This is a genomic window from Pseudomonas brassicacearum subsp. neoaurantiaca (assembly GCF_013608025.1).
In the GTDB taxonomy this organism is placed as follows: domain Bacteria; phylum Pseudomonadota; class Gammaproteobacteria; order Pseudomonadales; family Pseudomonadaceae; genus Aquipseudomonas.
This window is the reverse complement of the sequence record NZ_VDLV01000005.1, coordinates 1-16,595: the sequence shown is the minus strand read 5'-3', so window position 1 is coordinate 16,595 and position 16,595 is coordinate 1. Positions and strand designations below refer to the sequence as shown.

Genomic DNA, 16,595 nt, shown 5'->3' with positions numbered 1-16,595 from the left:
TATGACAGGCGAATGGACAAGTCCCCCACTTGGCCCGTAAGGTTCCGCCCCGGTGAACAGCGCTGTACAGAGCCCTTTCCATGAGTAAATACAACCAGATCTACAACGATCTGCTGACCAGCATTACCACCGAACGCCTGGAGCGAGGCGCCCGCCTGCCCTCCGAAACCGAACTGATGGACAGCTATCAGGCCAGCCGTGGCACGGTGCGCAAGGCCATCGAACAACTTCAGGAGCGCGGCTTCGCCCAGAAGATCCATGGCAAGGGCACCTTTGTGTTGTCGACCCAGCCCATCGAATTCCAGCTCGGTGGCATCGTCAGCTTCCAGGAGACCTACCCGCGCCTGGGCAACGATGTCAGTACCGAAGTGGTCGAATTCAGTCAGTTGCCCCTGGAAGGCGCCTTGCTCGAACACATCAAGGCGCCCGTCGGCAGCCAGATCACACGCATCAAGCGGGTCCGACGAATCGATGGCAAACGCGTGATCCTCGACATCAACCACTTCGTCAGCGACGTGATCCCCGGCCTGACCCGCGACATCGCCGTGCAGTCGATCTACGCCTTCATCGAGCAGACCTTGCAACTGCAAATCGCCTACGCGCAGCGCACCATCGAAGCGGTCCGCTGCGGCAAGGACGACCAGCAACACCTGGATCTCGAAGGCCAGAGCCATGTGATCGTGGTCAGCAACCAGACCTTTCTCCAGGACGGCCGACAGTTCGAGTACACCGAATCGCGGCATACTTTGGATAAGTTTTATTTTTCGGATGTGGCGCGGCGGTGAGGATAGCTTGGGTAGCGGCCTCTACAGGCCGCGATCGACTGTTGACGCTATGCCGGCTCGTCAGGGAACTATCTTGTAGTAGACCCCAAACATCAGTGATTTCGTCACCCAACCAAAGCATCCAACTCTTTAATATCCATGCCAGGCGACCTTCGGCCTTCTTTCGCAACGTTGACCTGCAAGGCCACCTGCGCCACATCCAGCACGTTCTTGGCAAGCGAATAGCTGCCCTTGGCCTGGAGCCAGCCCAGAACATCCGCTAAATGCCAAATGGATGTACTGCCCTCATGCACCGGCGTAGGGAAGCTGCCCGGATGAGCCAACATCAGCTTGCGCATGTTCTGCCGAGACACGCCTACGATCTCGGCGACGTCTGTCAGACCGACTAAATCAGGCGCAACCTCGATCAACTTGGCCGACGGCACCGCGCGCTGAACATCGGCCAGAGCGCTAAGCACGGCCTCGACCGCATCAGGCGCATCGCGAGTGAACTCAAGCGCCATCCGCCCGGGCTGCCCGATACCAACCAAGGCATCGTCGCAGCCCGCTTCACCCAGCCGCTCGACCAATTCATCCATGGCACAGCCGTCATCAACAAGCTGATATTTCAAGGTAAAGATATATTCCATCGTTCTATTCCTTAGCATCGTGATCCGCATCGCGCTGATTGCGATGCCTCGAGCAATTCCTCACGACGCGTCTCAACGCTCGCGCGTGGTTGCCTGGGTTCTTCGGCGTGCTCCATATCGAAGTGATGCAGAACTCACCGCAACGGCACTCCACGTTTTTGAACGGACAATAAATTCGTCCCCTAGCGTGGCTGCCGCCGACTTCTATGCGCCAGCCGTGCCCTTCGGCATGCCTTAACGCTTCCTCAATCTCTTTTTTCGGGTGCGTTGGACGAGTCATCCGTGATCTCCAGTATCCGCATAAAGCGCAGGGTTGTCATATGACAACCCTGACAATTCTTTCAAACGCAGCATTCAGCCGCGCTCACGTTGGTCGATAGCAACTTGATGAACTGTGCGCGGACGTCGGTGAGCACGGCGCGACAGCGTTTGCGAGCACGCCGGCGAAATCAGCTGGGCATCGCCGCCGATGGTAGGCACTCTTCTGCGCCTATTGAGGCAAGAAATCGTAGCGAAAGGTGACGGTGGCGCTTGGCACTCCAGCGGGAGCAAGCTGTCTCGCCGCGGTTCCAGGTCGACAGAACGGTCCTGTGGGGGCTTCCAAGTCCGGAAGCAATTAAAAGGAAAATTGCCGGCTGAGAATCGAGTACGTTTCAAGCTATGTGTTTGCCTGACAAGCAGGACCCACCTTTCGTACAATGCCGCCGTGGCTATGGAACACCTTCCTTCTATCCCTAATGACCTAGGGGTTCCGCTCTCCACACCGCGCCTGCTATTAGCAGGCGTTTTTATATCGACTGAAGACGCGACGCTGCTGCCTGATTACAATGGCGGCCAAGGGAGAATCAAGCATGAATCAGGAGCTGTTCCTGCATCGCCGCAGCAAGGTTCACGTCCCGATGGGCACCGGCGGTGCTACGCGCGCCCAGGTCGCGTCGGCTGTCCAGGAAATCGCCGCGTTCCGATGCGTGCTATCGGAACCATTGATTGAGCGCATCAGCATGCTCTCGGCGGCAGAACTCACACACTGGCTGCGCGAAATTGTCGGGGTACTTCGGCGGCAGACCGGCGCCCATGTGCACCACAGGCCGCTTTACCCAGCCTTTCCAGAACAAGTACTGAAGGCTTCCGAGGCGGAGTTGTATCTTACCGCCGTCTTGCACTACCTCACGCTTTGGCGTTTGCCACCCGAAGAGCACCCTCGACCTGTGATGTTGAAAGGGAATTTCGTATCCCGGGTCATCGAACTGGGAAGCGTCTCTGAATTCGAGTCGATGCTCGAACCGCTGGTTTCCGCGCGTACCTCGCTCTCCGATGAGGAAACTACTGACGTCGTCTGGTTTATCCGAGCGTACAAAGGCGACGTGTTTCGTCTGCTGCCGGAAGCCGTACCGTTTCGGGAAACCCGTGCATTGGTTGGCGGCGCACTGCTCCGGCATGTAGCCAGCGATGCACGGCTGGACGCCTTCCTGGAACGAAACGTCGAAACGGCGACGGACGTACTACGACTGGCGGTCGCATTGACTGGAGGAGACGTGTCGCTGACGACAGCTTCGACTCGTTTCACGGCGATGAAGCGCGCGACGCGCCGTCTGCTGTTGCGCCTACTCGATCGCGCACCCAGCGCTGCGGAGGATGTGATGCGCCATGCCGAACGCTGGAAGCGCTTGGCCGAAGTACTACATCCGGGGGAATATGCGGATAAGTACCCACGCGCTCTCGCCGCCATCACGGCAGCGCGCCGCAACGACGCGCCGGCCTCGTTTGGATCACGTGTCGAAACACTGCTTGCCCAGCGTCAGATCGCCGCGCTTACGCCCATACTGCAGGATCGTCCCGGTGAATTCGCTCGACGGCTGGATGTGACCTTGCGCCGTGCGACCGATCCAGATGCCGTGCTCGATGCTTTCGAGGCTGTCGCGACACAGGTCTCCTCACCTATCCTGCTGCAGATGCTGGCCCAAGTAAGAGCCCCGCGTCCCCTGCCCTTGCGGGCCTTCACACCAAAAGGGGCCTTGGCCAAAGTCTATGGCATAAAGGATCGACGTGAGCCTCTCACACCCGAGGTGTTGGCACGTGCGGCCCAAATTTGCGAGGACGCTCTGATCAAGCGTTTCGCGTCGCTGCCTCCGTTAGGCCGCTGTTTCATTGATCCCTCACTGCGTGAGTACAGAGTGCCACTTGCGCAGCGCGCCGCATCGAAGTCGCTGCGTACGCTGGTGCGAGGCAGCCGGTTACCTATGCCTGACACGCGTTTCATTCGCCTGTTCCTCTGGTGGAAGAACGGCGGTCAACGCACAGACATCGACTTGTCCGCTGCTTTTTTCAACACCCGTTTCGTGTTCATGCAAACTGTCTCGTACTACAACCTGAAGGCGTTCGGTGGTTACCACAGCGGTGACATCGTCGACGCGCCCCACGGCGCTTCGGAATTCATCGACCTTGACGTTGATGCCCTCCTCGAGAAGGGTATCCGCTACGTCGTCACGTCCATCAACTCTTATACCGAGCAGCCGTACTGCGACCTTCCCGAATGCTTCGCTGGCTGGATGGCCCGTGCTGACGTGGCATCGGGTGAAGTATTCGAACCGCGATCCGTGATCGACCGTCTCGACATCGCGTCCGATACACAGATCTGTCTGCCGTTCGTGATGGACTTGCAGGAGCGGCGCGTGATTTGGGCCGATCTAGGGCTCACATCTTCACCACGATGGAACAACGTTCAGAACAACCTGAGTGGGATATCGTTGATGCTGCGGGCCTTGGTGCACACGCCACGTCCGGATTTGGAGACGCTGTTCGATCTACACGTGCGTGCGCGAGGAGAACGCGTGGCTTCGCCGGAACAGGCACAGGCGGTATTTTCGCCTCACCAAGGAGTTACGCCGTTCGATACGGATTTGATTCGAGCAGCGTTTCTCTGATACCTGAGCCGGCCTTCGACATGATCGCCGTGTGCCTGATCCTGTCAGCCATCGATTAGAACGGGATAAAAACGATTAGATAACAAGAGCCGCGCACAAAAACGATTATTTCCAACAACCGGCTCGTCAGAGTGGAGGAAGAGGTTGAAGATGCCCCTTCCTCCTTCCGAAGACAAAATCGACGTTGCATCGATTTCAAAACCGCAGGGGATAATATCCCCCGGGATGTCCCATCATTCCCACTCAATCGTCGCCGGCGGCTTGCTCGACACGTCATACGTGACGCGAGAAATACCTTCGATTTCATTGATGATCCGCCCGGAAACAGTTTCCAGCAGCTCGTACGGCAGGTGTGCCCAGCGAGCGGTCATGAAGTCGATGGTTTCCACAGCGCGCAGCGCCACGACCCAGGCGTAACGACGGCCATCGCCGACCACGCCCACCGATTTCACCGGTTGGAACACGACAAACGCCTGGCTGACCTTGTGGTACCAGTCGGCCTTGCGCAGTTCTTCAATGAAGATGTGGTCGGCACGACGCAGCAGGTCGGCGTATTCCTTCTTCACTTCACCGAGGATCCGGACGCCCAGGCCCGGGCCCGGGAATGGGTGGCGGTAGACCATGTCGTACGGCAGGCCCAGTTCCAGGCCGAGGCGACGCACTTCGTCCTTGAACAGTTCGCGCAGCGGCTCGACCAGCTTGAGGTTCATCTCCTCCGGCAGGCCACCGACGTTGTGGTGGGACTTGATCACGTGGGCCTTGCCGCTCTTGGCGCCGGCCGACTCGATCACGTCGGGGTAGATGGTGCCCTGGGCCAGGTACTTGATGTTGTCCAGCTTGCAGGATTCGGCATCGAACACGTCGATGAAGGTACGGCCGATGATCTTGCGCTTCTTCTCCGGGTCGGATTCGCCGGCCAGGTTGTTCAGGAACTGCTCTTCGGCGTTGGCGCGGATCACCTTGACGCCCATGTTCTCGGCGAACATGGCCATCACTTGCTCGCCTTCGTGCAGGCGCAGCAGGCCGTTGTCGACGAAGACGCAGGTCAGCTGGTCACCGATGGCCTTGTGCAGCAGCGCGGCAACCACCGAGGAGTCTACACCGCCGGACAGGCCCAGCAGCACGTTGTCGGTGCCGACCTGGGCGCGGACTTGGGCGATGGCGTCCTCAGCGATCTTCGACGGGGTCCACAGGGCTTCGCACCCGCAGATGTCGAGGATGAAGCGCGACAGGATGCGGCCGCCCTGCTTGGTGTGGGTCACTTCCGGGTGGAACTGCACGCCGTAGTAGCGACGATCATCGTTGAACATGCCGGCGATCGGGCAGCTCGGGGTGCTGGCGAGGATGTGGAAGTCTTCCGGCATCTTGGTGACCTTGTCACCGTGGCTCATCCACACGTCGAGGCCGAACAGGCCATCGGCGTCGACGTGGTCTTCGATGCCGTCCAACAAGCGGCTCTTGCCGACCACATCGACACGGGCGTAACCGAACTCACGCAGGTCCGAACCTTCGACCTTGCCGCCCAGTTGCTCAGCCATGGTCTGCATGCCGTAGCAGATACCGAAGACCGGCACGCCCAGGTCGAACACGGCTTGCGGGCAGCGCGGGCTGTCGGCTTCGTGCACGGACTCGGGGCCGCCGGCGAGGATGACGCCTTTAGGCGCGAATTCGCGAATCGCTTCGTCATCCATGTCGAACGGATGCAGTTCGCAGTACACGCCGATTTCACGCACGCGGCGGGCGATCAGCTGGGTGTACTGGGAACCGAAGTCGAGGATCAGGATGCGGTGAGCGTGAATGTCGAGGGCCATGACTCATTCTCATGTAGTGAATCAGAAACAACTCGGGGCTGAATGAACAGCCCCGGTGATTAACGTTTTGCTGAAGGCCTTAACCTACACGGTAGTTCGGCGCTTCCTTGGTGATCTGTACGTCGTGGACATGGGACTCGGCCATGCCGGCGCCGGTGATGCGCACGAATTCCGGCTTGGTGCGCATCTCTTCGATGTCAGCGCTGCCGGTGTAGCCCATTGAAGAACGCAGGCCGCCCATCAATTGATGGATGATGGCGCTCAGGGTGCCCTTGTACGGCACGCGACCTTCGATGCCTTCCGGCACCAGCTTCTCGGCACCCGCGGAGGAGTCCTGGAAGTAACGGTCGGAAGAGCCCTGGGCCTGGGACATGGCGCCCAGCGAACCCATGCCGCGGTAAGCCTTGTAGCTACGGCCCTGGAACAGTTCGATCTCGCCCGGCGCTTCTTCGGTACCGGCGAACATCGAACCCATCATCACGCAATAGGCACCGGCAACGATGGCCTTGGACAGGTCACCGGAGAAACGGATACCGCCGTCGGCGATCAACGGCACGCCGGTGCCTTCAAGGGCGGCGGCGACGTTGGCGATGGCGCTGATCTGTGGCACACCGACACCGGCGACGATGCGGGTGGTGCAGATCGAGCCAGGGCCGATACCGACTTTGACCGCGTCGGCGCCGGCGTCGGCCAGGGCCTTGGCGGCAGCGCCGGTGGCGATGTTGCCGCCGATCACTTGCACGTCAGGGAAGTTCTGCTTGACCCAGCGAACGCGGTCGATCACGCCTTTGGAGTGACCGTGGGCGGTGTCGACCACCACCACATCCACACCGGCGTTGACCAGGGCGGCGACGCGGTCACCGGTGTCCTTGCCAGTACCGACCGCAGCACCGACGCGCAGACGACCTTGGTCGTCCTTGCTGGCCAGCGGGTAGGCCTTGGCTTTTTCGATGTCGTTGACGGTCATCATGCCTTTGAGGGCGAACTTGTCGTCGACGATCAGCACGCGTTCGATGCGGTGCTTGTGCAGCAACTCGCGGACTTCGTCCTTGCTGGTGCCTTCCTTGACCGTGACCAGGCGCTCTTTAGGCGTCATCACTTGGCGGACGGTGGCATCCAGGCGGTTCTCGAAACGCACGTCGCGGGATGTGACGATGCCGACCAGGTCGCCATCATGCAGCACCGGAACGCCGGAAATGTTGTGCATGCGGGTCAGTTCGAACAGATCCCGGACCGTGGCGTCAGCCTCGATGGTGATCGGATCCTTGACCACGCCAGCCTCGAACCGCTTGACCTTGCGCACTTCGGCGGCCTGCTGTTCGATGGTCATGTTCTTGTGGATGATACCGATACCGCCTTCCTGGGCCATGGCAATGGCCAGACGGGCTTCGGTCACGGTGTCCATGGCGGCGGAAACCAGGGGGATATTCAGTTCGATGCCACGGGTGAGACGGGTTTTGAGACTGACTTCGTTAGGCAGCACCTCGGAATAACCGGGCACTAGGAGAATGTCGTCGAAGGTCAGAGCTTCTTGGCTGATACGCAGCATCGCGGGGGCTCCCGAGCGGGAAAATGGAAGCGCGCCATTATACTCATGCACCCCGTCTGGCTCAATGTAAAACTCTGTCTATTATTGGCGGGGTGATTGGCGGGGCTAATCATTGCGCTCCAGCCATACACCGACCCCGTGGCGAGGGAGCTTGCTCCCGCTCGGTTGCGCAGCAACCGCCAAAAAGCCGGGGCCGCTTCGCAGCCCAGCGGGAGCAAGCTCCCTCGCCACAAGAGCTGTGCATTCCCACCCACAGCAAGGTGTGTCCACTACAACTCCACCTTCACCCAACTCACCGGCTGATCCAGCCAATCGGCGAACTCGTCAATAAAGTCCTGCTTGAATCCCGCTTCCAGCCAGTTGTTGAAGATAAACCCCAGGTTTGAGAAGGCGCAGGGTTGCAGGAACAGAAAGCCATTGATGTCATCCTCATGCCCGCATTCAGGGCAAGTGAAATTATCGGTGCGCCCCGGCATCCAGTCTTCCAGGCTTTCGAATAGCGCTTCGCCGATTTCCTTGCGACACTCGGCACAACCCGCCTCCTCGAGAAAGCCCTTGGCCGGCGTATAGATGCAGCGTTTGGTGATGATCTCCAGGCCGTTGATCGATTCGCCGAACGGCAGCGCGTCGGGATGCAGGACAACATCGCGGGCACCAGGAGCGATGGCGTGGGCCATGCGATTGCCGGTGCGTCCGCAGGTGGTCAGTTGTTCTTCGACGATGTTCTTGCGCACCAGCCAACGCACGATCGCCCGGGCCCGAGGCTCGTGGACCGGCAAGGTGGAAATTTTCGGGACGATGATGCTTTGCGAATTCATGGCGAGGCCTGGCGGTTTCCCTGGCGGATCTTATAAAAGGCCGGCAGCTTAATCCCTGGCTGGCCCAGGTCAAGCACTCAGGTAGCGCCCGATCAACGCGAGGCCACTGGCGAGCACCAGCCAGGTAACCAGGCGCACGAAGGCCTCTCGCGACATCTTCATGGTCAAGCGACGCCCTACCCACAACCCCAGCGCCATGGCCGGCAACAAACACAGCGCCAGTATCAATAAGGGTAGCTCGGCATACACGCCCGCGATAACGAACAGGCTCAAGCGCACCACGGTGCTGCAACTGATCAGCGCACTTTGGGTCGCGCGCGCCGCCTCCTTGGACAAACGGCTGTTGAGGTAAATGGCATATAAAAAGCCGCCACTGCCAAACAATGCCCCGAACATCCCGCCCACCGTCCCCATCGGAAACGCCCACCGCGATGACAGCTGCGTCGGCCGGGTCTTTATCAACAGGCTATAGATGGCATAGCTGCTGATGAACAGCCCCATCAACAGCAGCAACAAGTCGGACTTGAGGTTGAGCAGGAAAATCACCCCCAATGTGCAGCCCAGCGCCATGCACGGCAATAACCGCAGCAACTCAGGCCGAGCAACGTCCCGGCGCGACGGCAACAGATTGCCGAACGCCGCGACAAAATCCAGCAAGACCAGCAGCGGGACGATCTTCGAAAGGGGCATGAACAACAGCAGGATCGGCGCCGCCACCAGCGCAGTGCCGAACCCGGCGATGCCGAACACAATGTAGGCCAGGACGATGGCCGAGCCGATCACCAGCCATTGCGTGGGTGCAAAAGCCCATTCACCGAGCCACGGTAGAAGATTCATCCGGCACTTCCTTGATGAGGAGAGCGGGGACTTTAGCCAGATGTGTCATGGCAGATCCAGCGTTTGTGGTGATTGGCCTATCGTCTCGCGAGCAGGCTCGCTCCTACAGGAGGAACACTGTGATTGAAAGTGTGGGAGCGAGCCTGCTCGCGAAGCAGGCGACTCGGTCTATTTGCCTGCACACATGGAGATTCACCAACAAATGCCCTTATCATGCCGCCCATGATTAAAGATCCCTTTGCCCGACTGGGCCTGGACCGCGAGGTCCTGACTGTCAGCCAGCTCAACGGCCGTGCGCGGGTGTTGCTTGAAGATGTGTTCAGCAACATCTGGGTCGAGGGCGAAATCTCCAACCTCGCCCGCCCCGCCTCCGGCCATGTGTATTTCACCCTCAAGGACAGCGGCGCCCAAGTGCGCTGCGCGCTGTTCCGGCAGAACGCCGCGCGGGTGCGCCAGGCCTTGAAGGACGGGTTGGCGGTGAAGGTGCGCGGCAAGGTCTCGCTATTCGAGGGCCGTGGCGACTATCAACTGATCCTCGACACCGTGGAGCCGGCTGGCGACGGCGCGCTGCGCCTGGCCTTCGATGCCCTGAAGGAAAAGCTCAGCGCCGAAGGGCTGTTCAGTGCCGAGCGCAAGGTTCCGCTACCAGCCCATCCGCAACGCATCGGCATCATCAGCTCGCCCACCGGCGCGGTGATCCGCGACATCATCAGCGTGTTCCGCCGCCGCGCGCCGCAGATTTCCCTGACCTTGATTCCCACCGCTGTACAAGGCCGCGAAGCCACCGGACAGATCGTCCGCGCGCTGAAACTGGCCGATGCCCGCGGCTTCGACGCACTGATCCTGGCCCGGGGCGGCGGTTCGCTGGAAGACTTGTGGTGCTTCAACGAAGAGGCCGTGGCCCGGGCGGTGGATGCCTGCGTCACGCCGATCGTCAGCGCCGTCGGCCATGAGACCGACGTGTCCATCAGCGATTTCGTTGCCGATGTTCGCGCCCCTACGCCCTCCGCCGCCGCCGAACTGCTGGCACCGGATGCCGGCGACCTGGTGCGCCGGGTCGAGAGCCTGCATCGTCGACTGGTGATGCGCATGCGCGATCGCTTGATGCGCGATCAGTTGCGCCTCGAAGGCCTCACTCGCCGCCTGCGTCATCCCGGCGAACGCCTGCGCCAGCAAGCCCAGCGCCTCGACGACCTGGACATGCGCATGCGCCGGGCTTTCGAACGCAGCCTCAATACCCGCCGCGAACGGCTGATCCGCCTGGAAACCCGCCTGGCCGGACAACATCCGGGCCGACAGTTGGCCATGCTGCGCCAACGCCTGGACAGCCTCGCCGAACGCTTGCCCCGGGCCATGCGCGAAGGCCTCAAGACGCGACGCGTCCAGCTACAAAACCAGATGCAGACGCTGCACATCGTCAGCCCGCTGGCGACCCTCGGTCGTGGCTACAGCATCCTGCTCGACGAGCGTGGCCATGCGATCCGTAGCGCCGGGCAAACCCGGACTGGCCAGCGCCTGACCGCCAAGCTCGGCGAAGGCGAACTGCTGGTGCGGGTCGAAGACAATCACCTGACGCCGGTCACCCTTTCTTTACTGGATTGATTCATGCCGCGATATCTCGCCTCCTTGTTCCTGCTGTGCCTGACCTTCAACGCCCACGCCGACAGTTACATCACCCGCTTGTTGAACAAACCGGTGCCCGGCGGTGTGGCCGTGGTGGACCTGGGCAGCGCGGCCCAGGCACCCAAAGCCACGTACCAGGGCAAACCTGTGCTGGTGGTCAAGGAACAGCAGAACTGGCTGGCGATTGTCGGCATCCCGCTGACGGTCCAGCCCGGCACGCAGCAGATCAGCAGTGGCGGCGGCACCCAGCCTTTCGTGGTCGGCTACAAGAAATATCCCGAGCAGCACATCACCCTGACGAACAAACGCCAGGTCAACCCGAACCCGGCGGACCTCAAGCGCATCAACGCCGAGCTGGCGGTGCAGTTGAAGGCCTACCGCAGCTTCAGCCCGAACATCCCCAGCAACCTGTTGCTGGACAAACCGGTCAACGGCCCGCTGTCGAGCAAGTTCGGCGTGCGCCGCTTCTTCAACGGCGAAGAACGCAACCCCCACGCTGGCCTGGACTTCGCCGTACCCGCTGGCACGCCAATCAAGACCCCAGCCGCCGGCAAGGTGATCCTCATCGGTAATTATTTCTTCAACGGCAACACCGTGTTCGTCGACCATGGCCAAGGCTTCATCAGCATGTTCTGCCACATGTCGAAGATCGACGTTAAGGTCGGCCAGCAACTGGCCCGGGGCACCGTGGTCGGCAAGGTCGGCGCCACCGGCCGCGCGACCGGGCCGCATATGCACTGGAACATCAGCCTGAACGACGCGCGGGTGGATCCGGCGATTTTTATCGGTGCTTTTCAACCCTGAAGTTGATGGTGGGGCTACTGGCCTCATCGCGAGCAAGCTCGCTCCCACAGTGGATCTCGGTTGATCACAAATGTTGTGTACACAAAATTTCCAATGTGGGAGCGAGCTTGCTCGCGATGACGGCAGCCGCATCACCACCATCCCAGGAATTGCCAAGCTAAAAACATCGACGCAATTCCCACTACCCATCCTGAAGATATGCGCGATTAAATCTCGCAAACCCACCCAAAAACAGAACTTCTCCCAATTTTTCCCGACTGCTTGCAACCCCCCTTCCACGCGGTTAGGGTTGAAGGCATGAAAACCTCTCATACCCTCATTCAGCTTCGCCAGCACCGCAGCCTGTGCCTCGTCAGCGCACGACTGCCGGGCTGAATCGCGGCACCTCGTCCCGGCTGAAGAGCCACCCCATTCGAAACACTGGCAGGCCGCCTTTTTCCGGCCACGACAATAAGGATTCCGCCCATGAGCATGCTCAAAGACCCGTCTTCGAAATACCGCGCCTTCCCGACCATCAACCTGCCGGATCGCACCTGGCCGTCGAAGACCATCACTGCCGCGCCGATCTGGTGCAGCTCCGACCTGCGCGACGGCAATCAGTCGCTGATCGAGCCAATGGACGCGGTGAAGAAGCTGCGCTTCTGGAAGACCCTCGTTGCAGTAGGCGTGAAGGAAATCGAAGCATCGTTCCCTGCGGCGTCGCAGACCGACTTCGACTTCGTGCGCACCCTCATCGAAGAAGGCCACATCCCGGACGACACCACCATCCAGGTGCTGACCCAGGCCCGTGAAGACCTCATCGCCCGCACCTTCGAATCCCTGCGTGGCGCGAAGAAAGCCATCGTCCACCTGTACAACGCCACCTGCCCGTCGTTCCGCCGCATCGTGTTCAACCAGGACAAGGAAGGCGTGAAGGAAATCGCGGTGAACGCGGCCAAGCTGTTCGTCAAATACGCCGCCCAGCAGCCAGAAACCCAGTGGCAGTTCGAATACTCGCCAGAGACCTTCAGCGCCACCGAGCTGGAGTTCGCCAAGGAAGTCTGCGACGCCGTGATCGAAGTGTGGAACCCGACGCCTGAGCGCAAGGTGATCCTCAACCTGCCCGCTACCGTGGAAGTCGCCACCCCGAACATCTACGCCGACCAGATCGAGTGGTTCCACCGCAACATCACCCGTCGTGACAGTGTGTTGATCAGCCTGCACACCCACAACGACCGTGGCACCGGCGTGGCCGCTACCGAGCTGGGCCTGATGGCCGGCGCTGATCGTGTCGAAGGCTGCCTGTTCGGCAACGGCGAGCGCACCGGCAACGTCGACCTGGTGACCGTCGCGCTGAACCTCTACACCCAGGGCATCAATCCTGAACTGGATTTCTCCGACATCGACGGCGTGCGCAAAGTGGTCGAAGAGTGCAACCAGATCCCCGTGCATCCGCGTCATCCGTACGTCGGCGACCTGGTTCACACCGCCTTCTCCGGTTCGCACCAGGACGCCATCCGCAAGGGCTTCGCCCAGCAGAAATCGGACACCCTGTGGGAAGTGCCGTACCTGCCGATCGACCCGGCCGACATTGGCCGCAGCTACGAGGCGGTGATCCGCGTGAACAGCCAGTCGGGCAAGGGCGGTATCGCCTACCTGCTGGAGCAGGAATACGGCATCAGCCTGCCGCGTCGCATGCAGATCGAGTTCAGCCAGGTGGTGCAGCGTGAGACCGATCGCCTGGGCCTGGAGATGACTGCCCAGCAGATCCATGCCTTGCTGCAGCGTGAATACCTGCAAGCCAACACGCCGTATGCGCTGGTCAGCCATCGCCTGCAGGAAGAAAACGGCAACAGCGCCGTGGAAGTGGAAGTGGCGAGCAAGGGCCAGGGCGAGACCAACCTGCACTGGCGTGGCAAGGGCAACGGCGCGCTGGAAGCGCTGGTGGCCGGGCTGCCAATTCCGGTGGAGATCATGGACTACAACGAACATGCGATCGGCGCCGGCACCAATGCCAAGGCGGCGGCGTACATCGAGCTGCGGGTCAACGGCGAGCGTGCGGTGCACGGCGTGGGTATCGATGAAAACATCACCACGGCGAGCTTCAAGGCGCTGTTCAGCGCACTGAACCGCTCACTGAGCCAGCCGGAAGCCAAGGCGGCCTGATCAGTCGCTGAAAACCAAAAAGGCCCTGGGGTGTGAACCTCAGGGCCTTTTTGTTTGGCTAGTATTTTGGTTGGCTGTTCCGGCCTCTTCGCGAGCAGGCTCGCTCCCACAGTAGTCGGTGTGATGCAAAATATTGTGGGAGCGAGCCTGCTCGCGAAAGCGGTCTGTCAGGCAATACACATATCAGGCATGGGTATCGATCGAAACAGTCATCGCCTGCAACAGCGCAGCCTGCAGGGTCTGCAAGGTCGCCTGGGTTGCCATGATCTGGGTCTGGATCGCCATGGCTTCCTGGGATTTCTGCTCCTGATCGGCCTGGCTTTTCTGCACGCGGGCCAACTGGGCTTGCTGTTCGGCCAGCAGCTTCTCGGTCCGCTCGATCTGCTTCTTCAACTGCTCGATGACGTCGCTGGCGCCGCTGCTGCCGCCGGCACCGGCGATGTTCGCACCACTGGTGTCGACTTTCAGTGCCTTGTCCTTGTCTTCGTTGCTGTCAGTCGGTGTCACCGGACTGACCGCCTTCTCTTCCTCAGCCCCGCGAATGGAGACTTTTGGAGCTGACAGCGGATAAGGGTTTACGGTCGTTGCGCTGATACTGGTCATAGAGACTCCTCCTTGGCTGACCGGTTATCGGCACGCAACAGCGCTTCTTGAGGCTGAATCGTTTCAATAAATAAACTCGAAACGGTCGGCGTCCAGGTTGGCCGGAAACCGCGTGCGATAAGCTGCCAGGTCCGCCGCGCTCAGGCACACGGTGAACACTCCGTCGGCTTCGCCAGCGCTGAGCAGGGTTTCGCCCTGGAAGTCCAGCACCTGGCTGTCGCCGGTATAGGCGAAGCCCTTGCCGTCAGTGCCGATCCGGTTAACCGCCGCTACGTAGCACAGGTTTTCGATGGCCCGCGCCGGCAGAAGCCGGTTCCAGTGATGGCGCCGGGCGCCCGGCCAGTTGGCGGTATACAGCAACAGGTCAGTGTCCTCGGCGTCGCGACTCCATGCAGGGAAGCGCAGGTCGTAGCAGATCAACGGGCGAATCCGCCAGCCCTTGAGCTCGAACAGCACCTGCTGGTCGCCCGGTGTGTAGTGGTTATGCTCGCCCGCCATGCGGAACAGATGGCGCTTGTCGTAATGCAGCACTTCGCCGTCCGGCCGCGCCCACAGCAAGCGATTGCGATGGCTGCCATCGGCGGCCTGGACGATCACGCTGCCGGTGATTACCGCATCCAGTTTCGCCGCCTGGTCCTTGAGCCACTTGCTGGCGGGTCCGTTTTCAGGCTCCGCCAGGGTCTCGGATTCCATGGAAAAACCGGTGGTGAACATTTCCGGCAGGATGATCAAGTCCGCCCCGCGCGCCTGCTCAAGCAACGCGTCGAAATGCTCCAGGTTGGCCCGGCGGTCGTGCCAGGCCAGCGTGGTCTGGATCAAGGCAATGTTCAGGTTGGGCAAGGCACTCAGATCACGCATAGTTTTTCCGCCGCTTCACGCAGCGTCTCCTCGCGCTTGGCAAAGCACAAGCGCACCAGGCGCTGGCCCTGCGGCGGGTTCTGGTAGAAGACCGAAATCGGAATGGTCGCCACGCCGTGTTCGCGGGTCATCCACAGCGCCATGTCGACGTCATTGAGGTCTGGGCGGATCTGCGAGTAATCGACCAGTTGGAAGTAAGTGCCGGCGACGCGCTTGAAGCTGAACCGCGACGGTGCCAGCAGATCACAGAACAGGTCGCGTTTGGCCTGATAGAAGCCTGGCAGTTCATCGACGTGTTCGGGGTGCTCGGCCATGTAGTCGGCCAACGCATACTGCAATGGCGTCACGCCGCAGAAGCTGACGTACTGATGCACTTTGCGCAGCTCCGCCGTCAGGGCCGCAGGCGCGACGACGTAGCCGGTTTTCCAGCCCGTGACGTGGTAGGTCTTGCCGAACGAACTGACCACGAAGGCGCGGCGATACAGTTCCTCATGGGCAAGTACGCTGACATGAGGCACGCCGTCGAATACCAAGTGCTCGTAGACTTCGTCGCTGATCAGGTAGATGTCACGATCACGGATCAAGGCCGCCAATTGGTCCAGCTCGGCGCGGCTGATCAACGCTCCGCTGGGGTTGTGCGGCGTGTTGAGGATGATCATGCGCGTGCGCGGGCTCAGGGCTTCGCCGAGCTTCTGGAAATCGATGGCGAAATCGTCCAGGCCCAGTGGCACATGCACGCAACGCCCGCCGGCCAGTTGCACGGAAGGCTCGTAGCTGTCGTAGGCAGGGTCGAAGACGATGACTTCGTCGCCACTGTTAACCACCGCCGCAATAGCGCAGAAAATCGCCTGGGTCGCGCCAGGGGTCACGGTGACTTCCTGATCGGCATCGACGTTGGCGTCATAGCTGCGGGCGATCTTCGCCGCGATCTGCTGGCGCAGCGCCGGCAGGCCGGTCATGGGTGAATATTGGTTGTGGCCTTGGGCAATGTGCCGGCCGACCGCATCGCGCAGGGCTTGCGGGCCATCGAAATCGGGAAATCCCTGGGACAGGTTCAGCGCGCCGGTCTGTGCGGCGAGCTGTGACATCTGGGTGACAATCGTGATGCCGACGTTCGGCAACTTGCTGGCGATCATCGAGGGTTCCTTGGGTCTGCACCCGGCTCTGGTGCGGCGCGGGAGAGGTCGAGGATAGCCCAATCGCCGGGCA

14 protein-coding genes are annotated in these 16,595 nt (G+C 60.9%); 5 read left to right on the top strand and 9 right to left on the bottom strand.

From position 1 onward, the window contains the following. Positions 1–80: 80 nt before the first annotated feature. Positions 81–785 (top strand): trehalose operon repressor, encoded by a 705-nt coding sequence (gene treR, locus FHK92_RS04380; RefSeq protein WP_181286987.1) that lies wholly within the window; start codon positions 81–83, stop codon positions 783–785. A 104-nt stretch (positions 786–889) separates the two neighbouring features. Here the strand turns inward: treR and FHK92_RS04375 are convergent, their stop codons facing one another. Next, positions 890–1,414, bottom strand: coding sequence for a helix-turn-helix transcriptional regulator (locus FHK92_RS04375; protein WP_181286986.1), 525 nt, complete (start codon positions 1,412–1,414; stop codon positions 890–892). A 4-nt stretch (positions 1,415–1,418) separates the two neighbouring features. Further along, positions 1,419–1,694: a hypothetical protein gene (locus FHK92_RS27730; protein WP_258232579.1), complete on the bottom strand. Its 276-nt coding sequence runs from the start codon at positions 1,692–1,694 to the stop codon at positions 1,419–1,421. Positions 1,695–2,265: 571 nt separating this feature from the next. Between FHK92_RS27730 and FHK92_RS04370 the strand changes: the two genes are divergently transcribed. Beyond that, entirely contained in the window at positions 2,266–4,338 is a 2,073-nt protein-coding gene (locus FHK92_RS04370) for a TerD family protein (RefSeq protein ID WP_181286985.1), read from the top strand. Positions 4,339–4,571: 233 nt separating this feature from the next. Here FHK92_RS04370 and guaA read toward each other — a convergent pair whose 3' ends face one another. The 4 genes from guaA to FHK92_RS04350 form a co-directional block, all read right to left on the bottom strand. Next, a complete protein-coding gene (gene guaA, locus FHK92_RS04365) occupies positions 4,572–6,149 on the bottom strand; it encodes a glutamine-hydrolyzing GMP synthase (protein WP_045155136.1) in 1,578 nt (525 codons plus the stop codon). Between the two features lie 79 nt (positions 6,150–6,228). Further along, the gene (guaB, locus tag FHK92_RS04360) at positions 6,229–7,698 is read right to left on the bottom strand and encodes an IMP dehydrogenase (RefSeq protein ID WP_181286984.1); all 1,470 of its coding nucleotides are present in this window, start codon (positions 7,696–7,698) and stop codon (positions 6,229–6,231) included. Between the two features lie 269 nt (positions 7,699–7,967). Further along, entirely contained in the window at positions 7,968–8,516 is a 549-nt protein-coding gene (locus FHK92_RS04355; RefSeq protein ID WP_181286983.1) for a sugar ABC transporter ATPase, read from the bottom strand. 69 nt (positions 8,517–8,585) lie between these two features. Then, a complete protein-coding gene (locus FHK92_RS04350; protein ID WP_181286982.1) occupies positions 8,586–9,353 on the bottom strand; it encodes a sulfite exporter TauE/SafE family protein in 768 nt (255 codons plus the stop codon). Between the two features lie 222 nt (positions 9,354–9,575). Between FHK92_RS04350 and xseA the strand changes: the two genes are divergently transcribed. The 3 genes from xseA (at position 9,576) to leuA (ending at position 13,925) form a co-directional block, all read left to right on the top strand. Further along, entirely contained in the window at positions 9,576–10,955 is a 1,380-nt protein-coding gene (gene xseA / locus FHK92_RS04345) for an exodeoxyribonuclease VII large subunit (protein ID WP_181286981.1), read from the top strand. A gap of 3 nt (positions 10,956–10,958) precedes the next feature. Continuing rightward, positions 10,959–11,780, top strand: coding sequence for a peptidoglycan DD-metalloendopeptidase family protein (locus tag FHK92_RS04340; RefSeq protein WP_181286980.1), 822 nt, complete (start codon positions 10,959–10,961; stop codon positions 11,778–11,780). Positions 11,781–12,245: 465 nt separating this feature from the next. Beyond that, the gene (gene leuA / locus FHK92_RS04335; protein WP_181286979.1) at positions 12,246–13,925 is read left to right on the top strand and encodes a 2-isopropylmalate synthase; all 1,680 of its coding nucleotides are present in this window, start codon (positions 12,246–12,248) and stop codon (positions 13,923–13,925) included. A 183-nt stretch (positions 13,926–14,108) separates the two neighbouring features. Here the strand turns inward: leuA and FHK92_RS04330 are convergent, their stop codons facing one another. The 3 genes from FHK92_RS04330 to FHK92_RS04320 form a co-directional block, all read right to left on the bottom strand. Next, positions 14,109–14,528 (bottom strand): hypothetical protein, encoded by a 420-nt coding sequence (locus FHK92_RS04330; protein WP_030139582.1) that lies wholly within the window; start codon positions 14,526–14,528, stop codon positions 14,109–14,111. A gap of 63 nt (positions 14,529–14,591) precedes the next feature. Then, positions 14,592–15,386 carry an amidohydrolase gene (locus FHK92_RS04325; protein WP_030139583.1) on the bottom strand — a complete coding sequence of 265 codons (795 nt, stop codon included), beginning with the start codon at positions 15,384–15,386 and terminating at the stop codon, positions 14,592–14,594. After that, positions 15,374–16,522, bottom strand: coding sequence for a pyridoxal phosphate-dependent aminotransferase (locus tag FHK92_RS04320; protein WP_181286978.1), 1,149 nt, complete (start codon positions 16,520–16,522; stop codon positions 15,374–15,376). The genes FHK92_RS04325 and FHK92_RS04320 overlap by 13 nt, the downstream gene beginning before the upstream one ends. Positions 16,523–16,595 lie beyond the last annotated feature (73 nt).

Bases quoted from the DNA above. Each gene is read 5' to 3' on its own strand.
- guaB (WP_181286984.1), bottom strand. From the start codon at position 7,698: ATGCTGCGTATCAGCCAAGAAGCTCTGACCTTCGACGACATTCTCCTA.
- FHK92_RS04325 (WP_030139583.1), bottom strand. From the start codon at position 15,386: ATGCGTGATCTGAGTGCCTTGCCCAACCTGAACATTGCCTTGATCCAG.
- FHK92_RS04320 (WP_181286978.1), bottom strand. From the start codon at position 16,522: ATGATCGCCAGCAAGTTGCCGAACGTCGGCATCACGATTGTCACCCAG.
- FHK92_RS04330 (WP_030139582.1), bottom strand. From the start codon at position 14,528: ATGACCAGTATCAGCGCAACGACCGTAAACCCTTATCCGCTGTCAGCT.
- FHK92_RS27730 (WP_258232579.1), bottom strand. From the start codon at position 1,694: ATGACTCGTCCAACGCACCCGAAAAAAGAGATTGAGGAAGCGTTAAGG.
- treR (WP_181286987.1), top strand. From the start codon at position 81: ATGAGTAAATACAACCAGATCTACAACGATCTGCTGACCAGCATTACC.
- FHK92_RS04340 (WP_181286980.1), top strand. From the start codon at position 10,959: ATGCCGCGATATCTCGCCTCCTTGTTCCTGCTGTGCCTGACCTTCAAC.
- leuA (WP_181286979.1), top strand. From the start codon at position 12,246: ATGAGCATGCTCAAAGACCCGTCTTCGAAATACCGCGCCTTCCCGACC.
- FHK92_RS04375 (WP_181286986.1), bottom strand. From the start codon at position 1,414: ATGGAATATATCTTTACCTTGAAATATCAGCTTGTTGATGACGGCTGT.
- FHK92_RS04355 (WP_181286983.1), bottom strand. From the start codon at position 8,516: ATGAATTCGCAAAGCATCATCGTCCCGAAAATTTCCACCTTGCCGGTC.
- FHK92_RS04350 (WP_181286982.1), bottom strand. From the start codon at position 9,353: ATGAATCTTCTACCGTGGCTCGGTGAATGGGCTTTTGCACCCACGCAA.
- FHK92_RS04370 (WP_181286985.1), top strand. From the start codon at position 2,266: ATGAATCAGGAGCTGTTCCTGCATCGCCGCAGCAAGGTTCACGTCCCG.
- guaA (WP_045155136.1), bottom strand. From the start codon at position 6,149: ATGGCCCTCGACATTCACGCTCACCGCATCCTGATCCTCGACTTCGGT.
- xseA (WP_181286981.1), top strand. From the start codon at position 9,576: ATGATTAAAGATCCCTTTGCCCGACTGGGCCTGGACCGCGAGGTCCTG.